The 17,482-nt window shown below is 63.1% G+C and carries 14 protein-coding genes; 1 reads left to right on the plus strand and 13 read right to left on the minus strand.

Features of this window, described 5'->3' with window-relative positions; genetic code table 11:
- Positions 1-329: 329 nt before the first annotated feature.
- The 13 genes from QMK32_RS19385 to QMK32_RS19445 form a co-directional block, all read right to left on the minus strand.
- The gene (locus QMK32_RS19385; RefSeq protein ID WP_283476825.1) at positions 330-944 is read right to left on the minus strand and encodes a TetR/AcrR family transcriptional regulator; all 615 of its coding nucleotides are present in this window, start codon (positions 942-944) and stop codon (positions 330-332) included.
- A gap of 21 nt (positions 945-965) precedes the next feature.
- On the minus strand, positions 966-1,931 hold the full coding sequence (locus QMK32_RS19390) for a DMT family transporter (protein ID WP_283476827.1): 966 nt from the start codon (positions 1,929-1,931) through the stop codon (positions 966-968).
- A gap of 4 nt (positions 1,932-1,935) precedes the next feature.
- Positions 1,936-3,093: an acyl-CoA dehydrogenase family protein gene (locus tag QMK32_RS19395; RefSeq protein WP_283476829.1), complete on the minus strand. Its 1,158-nt coding sequence runs from the start codon at positions 3,091-3,093 to the stop codon at positions 1,936-1,938.
- 94 nt (positions 3,094-3,187) lie between these two features.
- A complete protein-coding gene (locus tag QMK32_RS19400; RefSeq protein ID WP_283476831.1) occupies positions 3,188-4,612 on the minus strand; it encodes an aldehyde dehydrogenase family protein in 1,425 nt (474 codons plus the stop codon).
- Complete coding sequence (locus tag QMK32_RS19405) at positions 4,609-6,189, minus strand: thiamine pyrophosphate-binding protein (RefSeq protein ID WP_283476832.1); 1,581 nt, start codon at positions 6,187-6,189, stop codon at positions 4,609-4,611. The genes QMK32_RS19400 and QMK32_RS19405 overlap by 4 nt, the downstream gene beginning before the upstream one ends.
- A 1-nt stretch (position 6,190) precedes the next feature.
- The gene (locus QMK32_RS19410; protein WP_136171585.1) at positions 6,191-6,997 is read right to left on the minus strand and encodes an SDR family oxidoreductase; all 807 of its coding nucleotides are present in this window, start codon (positions 6,995-6,997) and stop codon (positions 6,191-6,193) included.
- A gap of 72 nt (positions 6,998-7,069) precedes the next feature.
- A complete protein-coding gene (locus tag QMK32_RS19415) occupies positions 7,070-9,115 on the minus strand; it encodes an acetate--CoA ligase family protein (RefSeq protein ID WP_283476834.1) in 2,046 nt (681 codons plus the stop codon).
- 32 nt (positions 9,116-9,147) lie between these two features.
- Positions 9,148-10,254, minus strand: a complete 1,107-nt coding sequence (locus tag QMK32_RS19420) for an ABC transporter ATP-binding protein (RefSeq protein WP_283476836.1) — start codon at positions 10,252-10,254, stop codon at positions 9,148-9,150.
- A complete protein-coding gene (locus QMK32_RS19425) occupies positions 10,251-11,087 on the minus strand; it encodes an ABC transporter permease (protein ID WP_283476838.1) in 837 nt (278 codons plus the stop codon). Before QMK32_RS19425 ends, QMK32_RS19420 begins: the two co-directional genes overlap by 4 nt.
- Positions 11,084-11,995 carry an ABC transporter permease gene (locus QMK32_RS19430; RefSeq protein ID WP_283476839.1) on the minus strand — a complete coding sequence of 304 codons (912 nt, stop codon included), beginning with the start codon at positions 11,993-11,995 and terminating at the stop codon, positions 11,084-11,086. Before QMK32_RS19430 ends, QMK32_RS19425 begins: the two co-directional genes overlap by 4 nt.
- On the minus strand, positions 11,992-13,050 hold the full coding sequence (locus tag QMK32_RS19435) for an ABC transporter substrate-binding protein (protein WP_210729889.1): 1,059 nt from the start codon (positions 13,048-13,050) through the stop codon (positions 11,992-11,994). The genes QMK32_RS19430 and QMK32_RS19435 overlap by 4 nt, the downstream gene beginning before the upstream one ends.
- Positions 13,051-13,463: 413 nt before the next feature.
- A complete protein-coding gene (locus tag QMK32_RS19440; protein WP_283476842.1) occupies positions 13,464-14,771 on the minus strand; it encodes a plasmid pRiA4b ORF-3 family protein in 1,308 nt (435 codons plus the stop codon).
- Between the two features lie 86 nt (positions 14,772-14,857).
- Positions 14,858-16,609 (minus strand): TerD family protein, encoded by a 1,752-nt coding sequence (locus QMK32_RS19445; RefSeq protein WP_283476843.1) that lies wholly within the window; start codon positions 16,607-16,609, stop codon positions 14,858-14,860.
- 243 nt (positions 16,610-16,852) lie between these two features.
- Between QMK32_RS19445 and QMK32_RS19450 the strand changes: the two genes are divergently transcribed.
- Positions 16,853-17,479, plus strand: a complete 627-nt coding sequence (locus QMK32_RS19450) for a DUF2510 domain-containing protein (protein ID WP_283476844.1) — start codon at positions 16,853-16,855, stop codon at positions 17,477-17,479.
- Positions 17,480-17,482 lie beyond the last annotated feature (3 nt).

The following is a 17,482-nucleotide window of genomic DNA, read 5'->3' on the forward strand; positions in this document are numbered from 1 at the left end:
GTAGCTGAGGGCCAGCGCCGTTACCGGCCGTGTCTACTGTTCGACAAGCATCGAAACGAGTGCGGTGGCGACGGACTGATCGGATGGGTCTGGCACGACCCTGAGTCGGTCGCTGGAAAAGTTCACGATCGGTACCCCGCATACGACGAAAATTTTGCCAAACCTTCTCGTGCGAGCAGAAGTTGAGAGAGCGGGTCACCGCGATGCCAGCATCGTGACGAGTGCCAACTCACTGTTTCGGGTTTCGCCAAATCGTGGGACTGGCATGCCAAGCTCTATCGAGACAAAGTTTGGGATATTCGTCGGTACCCCCCGGAGGAGCCCAGCCTTCAGGTCCGAATTGGGTCGCCGATGAGCATGATCGAGTCGATGTACGAGTCACATAGTTCGAGCATGCGTGCTTGCGTCACATGGGTGGACTTGTTCAAGGCCTGAATTGCCAAGCCGTCGAGCATGCTCAGAAGCATGTCGGTCAGGTCGGCCGGGTCGGTGGCCTCGTTGAGCACGCCCACCGCGGCAGCGTCGTCGACAGTGGAGCGGACGATGGCCCGCCAGGTCTGATAGATGGTGTCGTTGAGTGCTTGCAGCTCAACGCTGCCCAGCGCTGCTGCCCATAGCTCGACCCATACTCGCCACGCTGTGATCGTCTCGGGACCGGCCGGCAGGTACGACTCGACGAGGTGGTGCAAGTGCGCGCGAGGTGATTCCTTGCCCTCCCCTATCCACTTGCGTCGCTCGAGGGAGTTTTCGAAGTTGAAGGCGAATGCCTCGCGCAGCAGGGCGTCTTTCGACTCGAAGTAATAATGGACGGTGCCACTACTTATCCCTGCACCCTTGGCGACGTCAGCTACCCGGACACCTCGGAAACCCAGCTCCGCGATGCTTTCGCATGCGGCTTGCAGAATTTGCTGCCTGCGTTCGGCCTCGACACTCGGGCGTGCCATGTTGATCACCACTCCTTCTCATCACTCTTGGCTACCGTATCGGACAAGTGTTGGGGTGACTGGCACTCGCCTTTTGGTGGACGTCGCCCAAGGCAATACCCCGCACGCGAGAAGAATCACCACCATCCCGGCCCACTGACCGGGCATCAGGGATTCTGCGAGCACAAGGCTTGCGGCCAGCACACCGACGATCGGCTCCAACAAACCCAGCAGGCTCAACGAGACCGAGCCGAGCCTGCGCACCGCGTAGAACGCGCAGCCGATGCCGACCGGAATCATGAAGACCCCCTGCAGGATCACCGACACCCACCCCATCGATGTGATCGCCAGGCTCTGCCAGGTCACCAAGGCGACCGCCCCAGCGGTCAGCCCAGCGCCCGCCGTAACCAGACCGCCGGCGACCACGGCTCCCACTTCTTGCACCCACCGCTCACCGAGCACTAGGTACAGGGCATAGCCCAAAGCGCTGGCCACTGCGAGCCCGATGCCCGCCAGCTTGACGTCTGCCGCCCCGGTCCAGCCGACCAGCCCGATTCCCCCGATCATGACGAGGCATAACGCGATAACCAGCGGGCTGTGCCGCTGTCGGTACGTCAGCCACACCATCAGGAGGACGAACACCGGGTAGACGTGCACGACTACCACCGCGACCTGCACACCGGTGGATTGGACAGCCGCAAAATAGCACAGCAGTTGAAAACCGAAGAGTGGCCCACACACCAGCATCAGTCTCAGTGCCGCCCGCCACGACGAGAGTCGAATCCGGCCGGTCGCCCAGGCGAACAGCAGGATCGCCGCGGCCCCGAACAAGCTGCGCAGCGCAACGAGCATCGTCGGCGTCAATCCAGTTCCGTAGGAAAGCGCGGCGATCGTCGGCGTCAGGCCATATACCACTGCCGACAAGACGCCGCACGCCCAGGCGACGGCGACGTGCGGCGGGGTGGCCGGATTCGCTTCGACGCCTGGGCGTTTGGTCGACAGTGACACTAAATTAGAGCTTCCGCGAGATCACGAGCCGCATGATGTCCGAGGTGCCTTCCTCGAGCTCTTCGAGCTTGACGTCGCGCATCCATTGCTCCACGGGGAATTCGCGGGAGTAACCCCAACCACCGAGTGTCTGGATCGCAGCGTGCGTGACGAACATGGCCGTCTCCGAAGCCGTCAGTTTGGCCATCGCTGCCAGCCCAGTGGAGTCGTGGCCGGCGTCGAGCGAACGCGCCGCGTGCAGAACCAGCAAGCGCGCAGACTCGATGCGATTTGCCATGTCCGCCAACCGAAATGCCACTGCCTGGTGCTCGATGATCGGCTTGCCGAACTGTGTGCGATTGCGGGCGTAGTCGAGTGCGAACTCGTAGGCCGCGCGCGCTGAGCCGACGGCCGCTGCGCCGAGGACGATGCGCGAAATATCGAAGGTCTTCATCAGACCGATGAAGCCTTGGCCTTCGTCTCCGAGTCGATCCTCGTCGGGGACGAAGACGTCGTCGAAGAACAGCTCGCGGCAGACGATCGCCCGCTGGCCCATCTTCTTCATCGGCTCGCCCCAGCTCAGACCCGCCACGTCGCTCTTGATCAGGAATGCGGTAATCCCCTTGGACCGCTCGTTGCGGTCCGTCTTGGCGAAAACTACGTACTGACTGGCCGCGCCGGCGTTGGAGATCCACACCTTCTGGCCCTTGATCTTGTATCCGCCGTCGACCTTGGTGGCGTAAGTGACCATGGATGCGGCGTCCGAACCTGATCCCGGCTCGGTGGTCGCGAGAGCCGTCAGCAGGGGCGAAGTGCCGGTCAGTGGACGCAGCCACTTTTCCTTCTGCTCATCGGTGCCGAGCTCGAGGATCGGGTCGGAGAAGAAGCCGTTGGAGCACACGAAGTTGCCGATACCGGGATCGCCGAAACACAGTTCCTCTTGGACCAGGCACTGAGTGAAGACGTCGGTGAACCCGCCGCCGCCGAACTCCTCCGGGATCATGTAGTCGGTGATGCCGACCTGCGCGGCCTTCTGGAAGATGTCGACGGGTGTGACCGTGTCGGCCTCGTCGACCTCGCGGCCGCGGGGGCGGATCTCCTTCGCTGCGAAGTCGCGGCAGAGCTTGACGATCTCGCGCTGCTCGGTGGTGAGGGCCCAGGGCTCGAACGCGGTGAGGGTCATCTTGATGGCCTTTCTTAATTGACTGGTCAGTTAACTATGTACCGAAGTGTCTGAAATGTAAATAGATGCGCGAAAGTTGCTCGTCTTCAGTGGTTCACATCTGCACCGACGTCCATTCCGTGAACTCCTCGAAGCCGATCACACCGAGCTCACGGCCCAGTCCGGAGAGCTTCCAGCCGCCGAACGGCGCCAATGGGTTGAACAACGCGCCGTTGATATCGACCTGCCCGGTATCGAGTCGTGCCGCAATCTCCAGTGCAGCTTCCGCATCCGCCGACCACACCGCGCCGGCCAACCCGTAGTCGGTGGCATTCGCCAGCGCGACAGCGTCGTCCTCGTCCCGGTAGGCCTCGACGACCAGGACCGGGCCGAAGATCTCCTCGGTTGTCACCGGGTCGCCACGCTTGATATCGCAGAGGACGGTCGCGCGCACGTAATGCCCGTCGAGTCCGGGGATTGGATCCGTGCCGCCTGCCGCAACCCGGGCACCGCGCTCGATCGCGCCGTCGACCGCAGCCAGCACCGACAGTCGTTGCTTGTGCGAGACCAACGGACCGAGATCGGTGCTGCGATCGTTCGGATCTCCTACCACCAGTGCGTCGGCACGCTTCGAGGCCAACGTCACGGCCTCGTCGTAACGTTCCTGCGGCACCAACAACCTGGTCCACGCGCTGCACGTCTGTCCGCTGTTGAGCATCGCGGCGTCTACGGTGGCGGGTACCGCGACTTCGAAGTCCGCGTCGGCCAGCAGCACCGAGGCGGACTTCCCGCCGAGTTCGAGGCACGCCCGCTTGATCAGCTCGCCCGCTGAGCGGCCCACCTGACGGCCCACCATGGTCGAGCCGGTGAAGGAGACCACAGCGACATCGGGATGCTCGGTCAGCGCCGGCCCGAGCACGGTTCCGGAGCCGGGCAGCAGGTTCACCACCCCGGCGGGGAGCGAGGTCTCGAGCACCGCATCGCAGAACAGGTACGTGGTGATCGGAGTCAGCTCGGCGGGTTTGAGCACCGTGGTGCACCCCGCTGCCAAGGCCGCACCGACCTTCGCCGCCAACTGGTAGAGCGGATAGTTCCACGGCGTGATGCATGCGACCACCCCCGCCGGGCGACGCAGCAGCACCGAGTTGCCGGTTCGCTCACGTAGCGGGGTGTCCCGTGCAATGACGGCGAAGGACTCGATGATCTCGATCGCCAAATCCACGTGGGCCTCCTCGGCCACCGTGATCGGCGCACCGACCTCTGCGATCGTTGCTGCGACCAACTCGTCCCGGCGATCACGTAGTGCGGCCACCAGTTCTTCCAGTGCCGCCGAGCGCTGCTTTCCGGTGGTCCGGCCCCAGTCCGTACCCGCGGCGACTGCGGCCGCGACAGCAAGGTTCACGTCTGCCACGGTGGCGGATGCGGCCCGGCCGACGATTTCACCGGTGGCAGGATTCTCCACATCCGTCGTAGTCGAGCGCGGTTCCCAGCGCCCGCCTGTCAATACGGTGTCGCGCATCCAGTTCTGCGGTGCGGTCATGACTTCTCCTCGCGAATGTGAATGACGGTGGGCCTATCGGCCGCGAAAGCTTTCGTGACCGCGTCGGTCAAGTCGGCCGAGGACTCCAGGCCGACACCCAGACAACCCATCGAGCGGGCCAGGGCAGGGAAGTCGATGGCGGCCAAGCCCACCGCGTGGACGGGGTCGGATCGTTCGATCATCTCGTCGCGGATCTCGCCGTAGCCGCCGTTGTCGACCACGATGATCGGCAGCGGCACAGCGAGTTCCGCGGCCGCGGCAAGTTCGGCGATGGTGAACATCACGCCGCCGTCACCGAGCATCGCCACAACTTGCCGGTCACCCGCCGCGATCTTTGCGCCGATCGCTGCGGGCAGTCCGTAGCCGAGAGTGCCGACACCCGTCGGGTAGAGGAAGGAACGCGGCCGGTGCAACGGCAGGTTCGCCATGGCGCCGTAGTAGCAGGCCATGGTGGAGTCGCCGACGAGTATCGCGTCCTCGTCCAGCGCCTTGTCGAGTGCGGCGAGAATGCCCAGGTAGTTTTTGCCCTCGACCTCTGAATCGGACCGCAGCCTGATACGCCACTGCGCAGCACGCTGCGTAGCGGGTTCGCGAACCAACCCGTCGATGAGCGCGCGCAAAGTCGCGGACGCGTCGCCGATCAGTGCCACCTCGGGAATCGCGTTGGTGCACACCGATGTCGGGTCGATATCGATACGGATCAACTTCCCCTCCGCCTCGAGCGGCCCGTACCAGAAGTCCGAAGGCGCGAGCTCGGTGCCGACGGCGAGTATCGCGTCGGACTCCGAAACCAAATCCTTGACCGACGGCAGATGTACGCCCGCCCCGAGCGAGAGCTCGTGGCTTTCCGGCAGTACGCCTTTGCCATTGGTGGTGGTCAGCACCGGAGCTCCCAGCAGCTCTGCCAACTCCCGCAATGGTGTTGCCGAGCCCGAAGATCCACCGCCCGCGATGATCAGCGGCGAGGCCGCCGCTGCCAACAGCGCGCGGGCCTTGTCCAGCTCGGCGACGGGCGCAGCCACCGAAGACTGAGCGATCGGCCCAATGATGTTGACGGGTACCGACTCGTCGAGAATATCGAGTGGAATCTCCAGGAACGCCGGCCGGGGACGGCCGGAAGTCATCGCCGCAAAGCACTGCGCGACCGCCAGTGGAATCTCCGCCACGCTGGTCACCCGCTGACAGTGTCCCACGACGGAGTCCATTGCGCCGATTTGGTTCTTGATCTCGTGCAGGATGCCGTTGCCGTGGCTCGGATGCCGCAGAGGTAGCCCTGGCGAGATCAGCAGCACCGGAATCGAATCGGAGTATGCCTGAGCTGCCGCGGCAGCGGCATTGAGGATGGCCGGGCCGGATGTGGTGATCGCCACCCCCGGTTGGCCCGATGTGCGCGCGTAACCGTCAGCCGCGTACCCGGCCCCCTGCTCGTGGCGGGTGAGCACGTGGGTGATCTGCGAGTCCGCGAGCGCGGAATAGATCGGTAGGTTGTGGGTGCCGGGGATACCGAATACGGTCCGGACGCCGTGGGCTTCCAGCGCTGCGACCAGCGCCTGGCCGCCATTCATATCGGTTGCCATTTCAGGCCTCGTTTCGGGGATCGGTGTAGATGGCTTTGCCCAGCCATTGGCCGCCGTCGACCACCAGCGTTTCGCCGGTGACGTAGGCGGCCCGGTCGGACAGTAGGTAGGCCGCGGATTCCGCAACCTCCTCGGGTGTGGTGAACCGGCCCGCCGGGACGCTGGAAAGTACACGGGCACGGGCCTTCTCGTCGGGCCACAGCGCGGCGCCCGCGCCCTCGGTCTCCGTCGGTCCCGGCGCGATGCAGTTGAGCCGGACACCGCGCGCAGCCCACTCCACTGCCAAGGTTCGCGTCATCGCAACCACCCCAGCTTTCGCCGCCGCACTGTGCACGGTGCCAGGGTGTCCGTGCCAGGCGTAGGTGGCGATGGTGTTGAGGATCGCGCCCCGGCCGGCGGCGAGCATATGCTTGCTGGCCGCGCGGGTGCCGTAGAAACTGCCGTTGAGGACGATGTCGATGACGGCCTTCCAGCCGCCCGGTGACAGGTTCTCCCCGGGCACCACGAAGTTGCCAGCGGCATTGTTGACCAGTACGTCGAGGCGGCCGTGCCGTTCGACGACGCCGTCGATCAGCGCTTCGACCGCTGCGGCATCGCGTACGTCGCAGGTCAATGCTTCCCCTTTGCCTCCGGCGGCTTCGGCGAGGCGGACGGTCTCGAGCAACGGCTCTTCTCGGCGTCCCACTACCGCGACAGTGCCTCCGGCGGCGGCGTAGCGGACCGCGATGGCACGGCCGATCCCCGATCCCCCTCCGGTGATGACGGCGACGCGGCCGGCAAACTCGTTGCGAATATCTGGTGCAGTCATATCAATTTCCTTGCTTGTCAATGCTTCTGAACAGATTTGGGCTTCTGAAGAGATTTGGGCTTCTGAAGAGATTCAGTAGGAGGGTTCTTCGATGATCAGTGCGTCCACCGCAACGATGCCGGTCGGTCCTACGCGTAGCGGATTGAGCTCGATCTCCGAGATGGTGGGGTGGGCGGCGGCGAGCTCGGAGACCGCCACAACGAGGTCCGTCAGTCCGGCGATGTCCACCGCAGGCTTGCCGCGCCAGCCGAGTAGCAGTGCGTGGCATTGAAGTCGCTCGATCATCGCCGCGGCGGTGCTGCGATCCACGGGCGCCATTTCGATGGCGACGTCACGGTAGACCTCTGCCTCGGTGCCGCCCGCGCCGACGACCACGACGGGTCCGAGGTCGCGGTCGCGGCGTACACCCAGCAGGATTTCGACGACGTCCGCGCGCCGGTCCATCTCTTCGAGGATGTACTCACCGTCGCCGATCTTGTCGTGCATCTCCACAAAGGCCTCACGCGCCTGCGCGATGTCACGCAGGCCGACTGCGACGCCGCCGACCTCGCTCTTGTGCTCGAGCCAGGCGGCTTTGAGGACGAAGGGGGCGGTCAGTTCAGCGGCTACTCGGTCGATGTCCTGGGCCACGAGAACGCGGCCGCTGCCAGGAAACTGGACCCCAGCTCGACGCAGAAAGGATTGAGCCGCAGTATATCCCGGACCGATCGGGGTGTCGTCTGGCGCCGATATGGTCATCTCTCGACCGGATCGTTGCAATGCGGTGACCGAGGACAGGGAGGACACTGCAGCCTCGATACTGGCGTAGGCGGGGATGCCGTGTTCCCACATCGCCTCGATCGCGGGGCCTTCTGCCACCATCGAATGCACGAGCAATGGCTTACCTGCCGCGAGTGCCGAAGCCGCCATCCGCTCGACCAATCCGGTTTCGCAGGCGGCAAGGGTCGGTGTGTCGACGCCGTAGCTGCCGAAGTAGCCGGTCAACAGTACCGAGTCCACTTCCTCCGATGCCAGCATCTGCTCGACGACGGTGGCGTAGGTGGTCAAGTCCTTCTCGCCTGCTCCGGCGAGATCGACGGGATTGCTGACCGCAGCACCGTCCGGCAGCATGTCCGTCAGGACGCCCGCCAGTGGTTCGCTGAACGCCGCAACTTCCAACCCGGCCATGGATGCGACGTCGGCCGCGATACCGGTCTGTCCCCCACTGTCTCCGACTACGCCGACACGGCCGCCGGCGGGTAGGTGCGCCGACATCAGCAGTCGCGCCACCTGAATGATCTCGGTGGGGGTGTTCACTCGTACCGCGCCCGCTGCACGCGCCGCCGCATCGACGACATCCAGTGCGGAGGTCATCGATCCGGTGTGCGAACGAGCCAGCCGGGTGCTGGCCGCGCTGGCGCCCACGGTCAACAGGATCGTGTGCTTGCCGGCCGCGCGCAGTCGGGCGATCGTCGAGATCAGTTGCCGGCCGCCGGCGAAGCTTTCGAGATAGAGAGCAACGACTTTGGTGCGCTCATCGCCGATCAGGTCTTCGAGCAGCTCGGCCGCTATTACGTCGGTCTGGTTTCCGATGGAAACGAAACGTGAAATACCCAGTCCGGCGCGATCTGCGAGTGTCGCGATCTCCGAACCGAGCTGGCCGCTCTGCGAGATGATCGCGATGGAGCCTGGGGTGAATTCGCCCCAGGCCAGCTGCAGCGTGGTGGAGGCGTCGAAGATGCCGAGGCTGTTCATGCCGACCATTCGGGCCCCTGCTGCCTTGATCCGCGCGCCGATCTCCTGCTCGCCGGGTGCTCCGGCGGTGATGCCGAGAAATCCACGCACTCCCAATGCGAGCGCTTCGTCGACGACCGCGCCCACCGTGGCCGGCGGCACGCACAGCGCCACGAGCTCCGGCACGGTCGGTAGATCCGCGATGCTCCGGTAGCTGCGCTCGCCGAGGATGTCGGCCCCGCTGCGGTTGATCAGATACACGCTGCGCCGATCGCGGCCTTTGAGTGCGCCGCGTGCCAGCCAGTATCCCCACTTCGACAGATCCGCCGACGCCCCGATGACGGCGACCGATTCCGGATCTGTGAACACGCGCAGGCTTGCGCCGGCGATCGTGGTAGTAGCCATAGCGATGGAACTCCTGAGTTGGTGAGGCTGGTTCAGCGATCGAGGACGGTGAGATCGACGGTGGGCCAATGCGCGTGCACTGCTGCACCGGCCGTCACCGCGTCTGCTGTATGCGGGACGGGGGTGCGGGCGATCAGCAGACGACCATCCGATGTCCGAACCTGCACCTGACGGCAATTGCCGAAATAGACTGTGTCCTCGACAGTTCCGTCGATCTTGTCGTGGTCGGCGGCGACGGTCTCACCAGCACCGATGATGCCGATGCGCTCGGGACGCAGCATTACGCTGGCCGCTCCGCTGGGCGCGGTGGCCGGTACCTGAAGGCGGTTCGAAGTCTCGTTCTCGGTGAAGACGCCGCCCGTGATCGTGCCCGTGAAGATGTTCGACGCGCCGATGAATTCTGCCGCATAGGTGCAGTTCGGGGATTTGTAGAGCTCCTCGGGAGTACCTACCTGGACGATCGCGCCGTCGCGCAGCAGTGCGATGCGGTCGGACATCGCGAGTGCCTCGTCCTGGTCGTGGGTGACGAACACGAACGTGATGCCCAGTTCCTTGTGCAGGCGACGAATTTCCAGCTGCAATTGTTCGCGCAGTAGCTTGTCGAGCGCGCCGAGAGGCTCGTCCATCAACAGCACCGGAGGGCGGAAGACGACCGCGCGGGCCAGCGCCACTCGCTGCTGTTGACCGCCCGAGAGCTCCGACGGCATCCGCGCGCCGAGGTGGCCGAGCTGGACCAACTCCAGTGCGTCGGCGACGCCGTTCTTGATGTCCGCTTTGTTCCAACCGTGCCTGCGTAGCGGGAAGGCGACGTTCTCGGCGATGGTCATGTGCGGGAACAGTGAGTAGTTCTGGAACACCACGCCGAAGCCGCGCTTGTGGGGCGGCACCTTGGTCAGCATCCGTCCATCGACTTCGATGTTGCCGTCGGTGGGCTTGATGAACCCCGACATGATGTTGAGAAGTGTGGACTTGCCGGAGCCGCTGGCCCCGAGCAGTGTGAGGAACTCGCCGCCGCGGATGTCGAGGTCCAAGTTGTCCAGCACAGTGGTGGTGCCGTATTTCTTGGTCACGCCGGTGACGGTGATGCCCGCGCCTGGCTTGTCGGTTGCGGCCGGGGTTTTCAGGGTTGCGGTGCTCATGACGTTGCTCCAATCGTGGTGCCGGCGTTGCGGTGCCGGTACGTTCGAATGCTCAGGCGGATCAGCTTCATCGCTCCGAACAGGAGGAATGAGCCGATGATGACGAACAGGGTCAGGCCGGAGATGGCGGCGACCGTCGGGTCTACAGATACCTTGACGCCGGACCAGATCCGCACTGGCAGCGTGGTCATTTCCGGTCCCGAGAGGAAGATCGCGCTGACGACCTCGTCCCACGAGGTGATGAAGGCGAACAGGGCTCCGGCGAAGACGCTGGCTGCGATGTTCGGGAATGTCACGCGGAAGAAGGTGGAGATCGGTCCCGAACCGAGGCTTTGTGCCGCGAGTTCCAACCCTCGGTCGAAGCTGACCAGCCCGGAGGCCACATTGATAATTACGTACGGCACCGCCAGCGCGGTATGCACCAGCACGAAGCCGAGCGTCGTCTCGGTCAGCCCCATCTTGAGGAAGACGATGTAGACCGCGAGGCCGACGATGACGTACGGCACGATGACCGGCGCCAGCAGCAGTGCGGTGAGCGCCCCGCGGAACGGGTACTTGCCGCGGACCAGGCCCATCGCGGCCAGCACGCCCAGCACTACCGCGCAGATCGTCGAGAGGACCGCCACTCGCAGACTTACCAGCGCCGACTCGATCCACGTCGGATCGTTGATCAGCTGCTCGTACCAGCGGGTGGAGAATGCCTTCGGTGGGAATTGCAGGAAGGCGCTGTCCGAGAAGGACATCGGGATCACTACCAGTACCGGCAGGAGGAGGTACGCGATGGTCACCGCGGCGACGAGGATCAACGCCGCTCGGGTCAGGAGTCTAGTCATGATTGCCCCATCAAATATTTCTTCATGTCCACGAATCGGCTGGCGATGGCGAGGAGCACGAGGGTGCTCACGAGCAGTAGGACACCGAGCGCGGCCGCGAAGCCGAACCGCAGCACCGTGCTGACCTGTTGGACGATGAGCTCGCCGATCATCGTGTTCTGCGGACCGCCCAGCAGGGCGGGCGTGATGTAGTAGCCGAGTGCCTGGATGAAGACGAGGATCACGCCGGCGAACATGCCGGGCATCGTCAGCGGCACGTAGACCTTGGCGAATGCCAGCGAGGGCCTGGCCCCGAGACTCTCTGCCGCTTGGAGCAGCCGACGGTCGATCCCGCGCATCGTGGCGTATAGCGGCAGCACGGCGAACGGCAGCGTGATCTGAACCATGCCGAACAGCACCCCCGACATGTGACGTAGCAGCGGCAGCGGTTCGTCGATGACGCCTATCGAGTCGAGGGCGGTGTTCAGCGCGCCGGTGTCCCGCAGCACGAGCACCAGCGCGAAGCTGCGTACCAGCAGGCTGGTCCAGAACGGTACTAGGACCGCGATGATCATCACGGCTCGCCAGAACGGGGTCGCCAGAGTCATCAAATACGCATAGGGGAACGCGATGAGCAGTGTCAGCACCGTGGTGCCGATTGCGACGACGAAGGTGTTCTTCAGGACCTTCAGGTAGAGGGAGTTTTCCCAGATCGCCCGGTAATTATCCAGTCCGACAGTGGGATCGGTGAAACTCTTGGAAAACATCATGATAAGTGGCGCGATGAAGACCACGAGTAGGAACACCACCACCGGCAACAGCAGCAGCGACCACCCGTTGGTCTCGAAGCGTGACCGCCACGGCGGCTTTGCACTCTTCGGCGGTTTGGGAGCCGTCACTTCGACCGGGGCTTCGAGAACATGACTCATGAGATGGCCCACGCATTCAGTCGCTCGGTGACTTCGTTGTAGTGCTCGGCCCAATAGCGGTAGTCGATCGCGCCGGCCGATTCTTCGATGTTGGCCGGGTAGGTCGAGAGTTCCTTGGCAATATCGGAGGGGACCTCGTCGAGCGCCGCGGGATTGACGGGTGCGAACAGACTGCCTTCGGCATCACGGGCCTGGCCCTCGACGTCGCCGAGGAAGTGGACCATCCAGTCCATCGCCAGTTCTGTGTTCGGGTAGCCCTTGGGAATGACCACCTGGTCATGCGAGATCAGGTTCTCTCCCCATTCGTTTGCGATGGGTTGATCTTCAGCCGCAGCTTGGCCGACTCGACCGTTCCAGGCTTGGACCAGGGGCGCTTCGCCACTGGCGACCAGTTGAGCTTGCTCGTCTCCAGTGTCGTAGAAGACGATGTCGTCCTTGATCGTGTCCAGCTTGCGGAATGCGCGATCCAGATCGAGCGGATAGAGATTCTCCGGCTCTACCCCGTCTGCCAGCAGTGCGGCCTCGAACATGCCGCCGGTGGCGTAATTCCAGAAACCGCGTTTGCCAGGAAATGTATCGGTGTCGAAGAACTGAGCCCAGGTGGTGGGGTGAGCGTCGGGGAAGGTGTCCGTGTTGTAAGCGATAGTGAACGCGTACAACAAGACTGGGATACCGCAGTCGCTCATGAACTTCGGATCGATGTTCGCGGCGACGGCCGCGGCCTTCACCTCCTCGGACAGCGGGGTGAGGGTGCCGTTCGCGCAGGCTGTTTCCGCGTAGTTCGGCTCTACCTCGACCACGCCCCACTTGACGTTGCCGTTGTCGACCTGTGCGGCAATCTTCGCGTAGTCCGAGGGCGAGTCTTGGCGGACCTTGAGACCGTTCGCCTTAGCCCACGGAGTCACGTAGCTCTCGATATGGGTCTGCTGACCTGCCCCTCCCCACATGGTGACGGTGAGGGTTTTCGACGGATCACCGCCCACCCCGCACGCAGACAGAGCTAGCAGTGCGGCCAGCCCTACTGCGACTCGGGATCCAATTTTCGCTGATCTCACGCTCGACTCCTTAGTTGACTGACGCGCCAGTTAGTTATGAAGTGTGGCGTGCGTCATGATGAAAGTCAAGATGTGATGCCCGTCTACTTCCAAGCTCGCCGACAATCGGGTGGGCTACGTGAATCCGCTCCAATAGCCCGGGCCTCGAACGTGAGTGACCGTGACGCAGTACTCCATCTTCTCGCGTGACCGAACAGTGCTGGAAAAAGAACGTTCGACGCGAATGTGCCGGCACCGGTGATTCACCTATAGTTCGTGGAAAACGTTGTCACATAATAAAACTCGTCCGCGCATAGACCGTTTCCAACAACGCCATGCTTCGATCGGGACTAGTTGACGGCCGCGCCGATCGGCCCGAATGGATCCCGAATTCCGTGCAATCCTAGGTCACGATATGCGTGTCGACGGCGCAACTACCCGAGGCACTGTCGTGCGAACGACCGACCCCAGTCAGGTCCGGCATCTCTTCGTCCGAGACCCGATCCAACAGCTCCTACGAGGGTGAGAAGGTCGAGTGTCGGCCGTGCGAGGTATTGCGTGTACGGACGCTCCGAGTCCGGCACCCTCCACCCGATGGCGGACAGCGAATCGAAAATCGCCGCGTTACGTTCGGTCCCATCGCATCCTGCTGCCACAGTCACCAGAAGCAGAATCCCGGCGTCAACTTCCAGGTCGGACTTGCCCAGTGGGGATCTCGAGACTGCCCGGCGCCACAAACCTACGGGATCGTTGGCGAGTTTTCGACCATCCTGTGTCAGGATCAGTCGCCCCTTGAGCACTCGGGCGAGGCCGAGGTCTTTCAGTGCGGTACGCATCCAATGAACCTGATGATTGTCGATTTCACGCGAGGAGTTGCCGATCCAGTCCCGCCCCCAGTCCAACTCGTCCCGCATTGCGGCGACGTCAACGGGTCGTAAGTAGTTGGCAGCGGTCAATTGAAGCCCTTCCGGGCCGATGCGAGCAAGCATCCAGGACAGCTTCTCCATGGCGACGCCGGAGATGACTGGGTCCACGTCGACGTCGTCGAAATCGATGAGTCGAAGCATCGGCGTGAGAAGTCGGTGGTAGTTGAGCGGCGCGCGGTCGAGGATCGTTCCCAACAACGGCGTCGCACGGGTGACCAGTCGACTCAGTTCACTGAGATTGCGCCTGGACACAATCCGCGCGTTGGCCTCGTCCACCTCGAATCGACCTGCCTCGAACATTCCCGCCCACTGGCGATAGTGCTCGTGCTCCTCACGCCCCGGGTCGGCGAGGGCCTCCAGGAAGTCCTTGTATCCGTACGGTCCCCCGCAGTCCTCGGGAGGGCACGCGCGCTCACCGCCGAGGCAGCGGACGCCGTTGTCACCCAGCCTGCCGATTGCCTCCACGACGAGCCGGTGCTCCCAGTTGTCGCCGAAATCGTATTGATATCCGAGGCTGTCACCCACCCGGGACAGCAACCGGCCTATCGGGATGTCGTCCTCGGCAATCCCGGTACCGTCGTCGCCTTCGTCGAGCGAGAACTGCATCTCGAACCGTTGACCATCACCGGCACCGCCTTCCGCTGAGGAGAAGGCGTGTAAATGTCGGTCCTCCCAGCCCATCGCATCCTGAATCACGTTGTGCAACTCGGGAAGAAGCAGGTTCGAGGGCAGAGCAACACGCCGCCACACCGGCGGCTCCACTTCATCCAGTGTCACCTTGATTGTCAACAACACAGCCTGATCAGTCTCCGTCACCCGCACGACATTAGCTCAACCGCAATCGCTGGCCTTTGAAAACCAGAACAGCGAACTTGCGACCAATCACAACCGAAGATCGATGGCTACTCGTCCACCTCCACGCCGTATCGCACGGCAAGTTCCGCCAAACCGTCGTCGTACCCTTGACCGATCGCGCGGAACCGCCAGCCCGCTCCTCGACGGTAGATCTCGGCAAGGAGCAATGACCGCTCGGTCGTCGCCGCATCGAGGACCGCTGTGGCTACGGGAGCCCCGTGCCCGTCGAGAGCGATCGACACAGCACCGATATCACCGAACGTTGCGTCGCCTTCGATTGCTCCCGCGACCACGATCCGTTCGCAGTCGGCTGGCACCGACGTCAGATCGATGCCGATCCCCTGCTCACTGTCCCCATCGATAGTCAGCGCAACTCCGCCGTCAGACGTCGCCGGTGCATTGAAGAAGACGAAATCTTCCTCGCTTGAAACCAATTCGTCGCTGTTGAGCAGGAAGGCTACGACATCGATGGCCGTGCTGTCGGTGTCACTTGCTCGCCAAGATACGTTGACGGACAACGAAGTCATGCCCGGGTCGAGGTCGAGAACACCTCCTCGCGGAACGAGAGGGGCAATCTTCGGCCGTACGGGGCCAACTGCGATCGGGTCGTCAAGATTCAAAGCGCTGTCGACCAGCACCGGGGTGAGCACTGTCAATCCACGTTCAGCGACTCGCGGCATCCGCGGGTCGCCATCACCATCGGTCAGCACCAGAACGTCCGTCACACCTGCACTCAGATTCACAGCGGGCGTCGCGCCGAGCTGAATCAATCGCGATCGCATCAACACGGACTCGACGTGCGACCCACCCATCACCAGTACGCGTCGGTCTTGCCACGGCTTGCCCGCCTCGAGTCGGGCCTGAGGTGACGGCGGCGAAGGCACGACGATCGATGTCCGCTCGCCCTTGGGAGTCCCCGGACGTACGGCGTCAAGGAGGTCGAGGATGTGCGATTCGCTCACGACCTGCAGCCCGTTGGCGCGGGCGCGCCGTACCTTGCCACTCTCGGAAGTCGGGTCGGAGCACACCACCAGGCTCGTGTAGCGGCTCACCGAATTCATGACGTCGAGCCCCGCCTGATCGAGACGGGCGGCCAGTTGTAGCCGTGGAATATTCGTGCTTCCACTGATTACGACGCGCATCCCCTGTATCAACCCCTGTGACGGATCGAACCGGCCTGGATTCTCCCAGCCGCAGTCGGTCCGTGGGACGGAGTCCGGATACAGCGTCAAGCGCTCGGTGCACATCGTCACCGGCAGGGGCAGATCCAACGATCGGGCGAGACGCGAACTGTGGGTGAAGATCTGCGCCAGAACGACAGCATCGTCGTAGGCATCGTGCGCGTTGGACTGCATGACTTTCCAATGCCCAGCGAGCGTCGCCAGCTTGTGGTTCGGTAGGTCGAGTTGTAAGCGACGTGACAAAGCGACAGTGCACAGCCGCTGTTTGGTGGGCATGTCTATACCTGCGCGCATAGCTTCCAATTTCAAGAACCCGTGGTCGAAGCTCGCGTTGTGCGCGACCATCGTTCGACCGTCCAGCATCTCCATGAGCTGCGGAGCAACGTCCTCGAACTTCGGCGCACCTGCCAGCCGATCCGGCGTGAGCTTGTGAATATGCACCGGTCCAGGGTCGCAGCCCGGGTTCACCAAGGTGGATAGTTCGCTTCCGATATTGCCGTTCTCGTCGATCGTCAATGCGGCAATACTGAGAACACGGTCGCGGCTTGCCTTCAGGCCGGAAGTCTCTACATCGACCACGACCCAGCGGTCATCCGTGGCCGTAGTGGCATTGCGCATCTTTTCTGCTTTCGACGATAGTGATCCGATCTCCGGTCACTATGCAGCATCGACGGTGAGCGCACCACCAGAACACAATCCAGTCCCGGACTCTGACGTGAACTGCCCGAGACAGAAGTTCATTCACTCGAATGAACAAACTGGTGAATATATCCAGTTTCTCATTGGATAATTGAAAAGCACTTTCGCCGTAGCACTCCCGCTACCGGCCCTCGGAAAGCCTGTTACGAACGGATCGCTTGAATGCCCGATGAATCACCGTCCGCGCAGCCTGGATGGTACCCGACCCCTGACGGTCGCCAGCGGTATTGGAACGGCTCGACATGGCTGGATCTACCGGAACCGTCGAGTCCCTCGGCGCCTGCCAGTGTGAAGTCCCCGAGGTGGCGCCCGTCCAAGAAACTTGTCATCATCGCTGCCGCAGCCTTGCTCGTGTTGGCTGTCGGAGGAATTACCGCAAAGGTAGTTCACGACTCTAATGTGAAGGCGGAGCAGCAAGTTGCGCAGGACGCCGCCGATCAAGCCGCACAACAAGAGTCCGACCGTGTCGCAGCCGCTGCCGCAGCACAGAAGAAAGCGGACGACTCCGAACGGGTCTCGAGGCTCATTTCGGTAAGCGGCATCGAAAGCAGCATCGAAAAGATGGCCGAGGACCACATCTCGAAAGGCATCGTTGAAGGGCCGATCATTTCGGTGTCGTGTTCACCAGTGAGCGGAGGATCAGCCGACGATCTCACTGCGACGACGACTGTATTCGAATGCTTTGTTTCGAACGAAGACAACGGAGATGGGACCATGAGTGGTTACAAATACCACTCCACGATGAACTGGACGACGGGGAGTTACACCTACGGCTTCGGCGCACCGTAAGCG

The organism is Rhodococcus sp. H29-C3 (genome assembly GCF_030063405.1).
Taxonomy (GTDB): Bacteria; Actinomycetota; Actinomycetes; order Mycobacteriales; family Mycobacteriaceae; genus Rhodococcoides.

Excerpts from the sequence above, each read along its gene's own strand:
- QMK32_RS19400 (WP_283476831.1), bottom strand. The coding sequence starts at position 4,612 with ATGACCGCACCGCAGAACTGGATGCGCGACACCGTATTGACAGGCGGG.
- QMK32_RS19430 (WP_283476839.1), bottom strand. The coding sequence starts at position 11,995 with ATGAGTCATGTTCTCGAAGCCCCGGTCGAAGTGACGGCTCCCAAACCG.
- QMK32_RS19450 (WP_283476844.1), top strand. The coding sequence starts at position 16,853 with ATGCCCGATGAATCACCGTCCGCGCAGCCTGGATGGTACCCGACCCCT.
- QMK32_RS19395 (WP_283476829.1), bottom strand. The coding sequence starts at position 3,093 with ATGACCCTCACCGCGTTCGAGCCCTGGGCCCTCACCACCGAGCAGCGC.
- QMK32_RS19425 (WP_283476838.1), bottom strand. The coding sequence starts at position 11,087 with ATGACTAGACTCCTGACCCGAGCGGCGTTGATCCTCGTCGCCGCGGTG.
- QMK32_RS19410 (WP_136171585.1), bottom strand. The coding sequence starts at position 6,997 with ATGACTGCACCAGATATTCGCAACGAGTTTGCCGGCCGCGTCGCCGTC.
- QMK32_RS19385 (WP_283476825.1), bottom strand. The coding sequence starts at position 944 with ATGGCACGCCCGAGTGTCGAGGCCGAACGCAGGCAGCAAATTCTGCAA.
- QMK32_RS19420 (WP_283476836.1), bottom strand. The coding sequence starts at position 10,254 with ATGAGCACCGCAACCCTGAAAACCCCGGCCGCAACCGACAAGCCAGGC.
- QMK32_RS19415 (WP_283476834.1), bottom strand. The coding sequence starts at position 9,115 with ATGGCTACTACCACGATCGCCGGCGCAAGCCTGCGCGTGTTCACAGAT.
- QMK32_RS19445 (WP_283476843.1), bottom strand. The coding sequence starts at position 16,609 with ATGCGCAATGCCACTACGGCCACGGATGACCGCTGGGTCGTGGTCGAT.
- QMK32_RS19405 (WP_283476832.1), bottom strand. The coding sequence starts at position 6,189 with ATGGCAACCGATATGAATGGCGGCCAGGCGCTGGTCGCAGCGCTGGAA.